We start from the raw sequence: 1033 nt of genomic DNA, 5'->3' as shown, positions 1-1033 counted from the left end.
CTCACTCCAAAATTTCAGAAACAACACCAGAACCAACAGTTCTACCGCCTTCTCTTATCGCAAAACGCAATCCCTTATCCATTGCTATCGGTACTTGCAATTCTACTTCTACACTCACATTATCTCCTGGCATTACCATCTCCTTCCCATCTAGCAATTTTATGCTCCCAGTTACATCCGTTGTCCTTAAATAAAACTGTGGCTGGTAATTCGCAAAAAATGGTGTATGCCTTCCTCCTTCCTCTTTCTTTAATATATAAACCTCCGCCTTAAACTTTCTATGCGGTGTTATCGTCCCCGGTTTCGCTAATACTTGCCCTCTCTCCACTTCTTCTCTTTTTGTTCCTCTTAACAATATTCCTACATTGAGTCCTGCACTTCCCTTATCCAGCAACTTCTTAAACATCTCAACACCTGTGCATATCGTCTTTTGCGTCGCTTTCAGACCTATTATCTCTATCTCTTCTCCCGTCTTTATCTCTCCCTTCTCTATTCTTCCTGTTACCACTGTTCCTCGCCCCGATATCGAAAATACATCTTCGATTGGCAATAAAAATGGTAAATCCACAGGCCTTGGTGGAACCGCTACATATTCATCTAACTTTTCCATCAATTTGTCTATTGATTTCTTTCCATATTCGCTGCTGTCATCCTCCAGCGCCTTGAGCGCTGAACCAACCACCACAGGCACTTCATCCCCTGGAAATCCGTATTTACTCAGTAATTCCCTCACTTCCATTTCTACTAAATCTATCATATCAGCATCAGCAACATCAGCTTTATTTATATACACCACGATATATCCAACACCTACCTGCTTCGCCAGCAATATATGCTCTCTCGTTTGTGGCATTGGCCCATCAACCCCCGACACTACCAATATCGCCGCATCCATCTGTGCTGCACCTACTATCATGTTCTTTACATAGTCAGCGTGTCCAGGACAATCAACGTGTGCATAATGCCTTTTTTCCGTCTGATACTCAACATGCGCTGTTGCTATCGTTATCCCCCTCTTCCTTTCTTCTGGCGC

Annotated in this window: 1 protein-coding gene; it reads right to left on the bottom strand. The window is 43.3% G+C overall.

What is annotated here, in order from left to right; translation table 11 throughout:
• Position 1 precedes the first annotated feature (1 nt).
• On the bottom strand, positions 2–1033 hold a 1032-nt coding region (gene tuf / locus WOCAOBSORBRA_RS06005; protein WP_174516154.1), incomplete at its 5' end, for an elongation factor Tu.

Origin of the sequence: Wolbachia endosymbiont of Cardiocondyla obscurior, from assembly GCF_902713635.1 — a bacterium.
Lineage (GTDB): Bacteria > Pseudomonadota > Alphaproteobacteria > Rickettsiales > Anaplasmataceae > Wolbachia > Wolbachia pipientis.
This window is presented reverse-complemented; position numbering and strand designations above follow the sequence as displayed.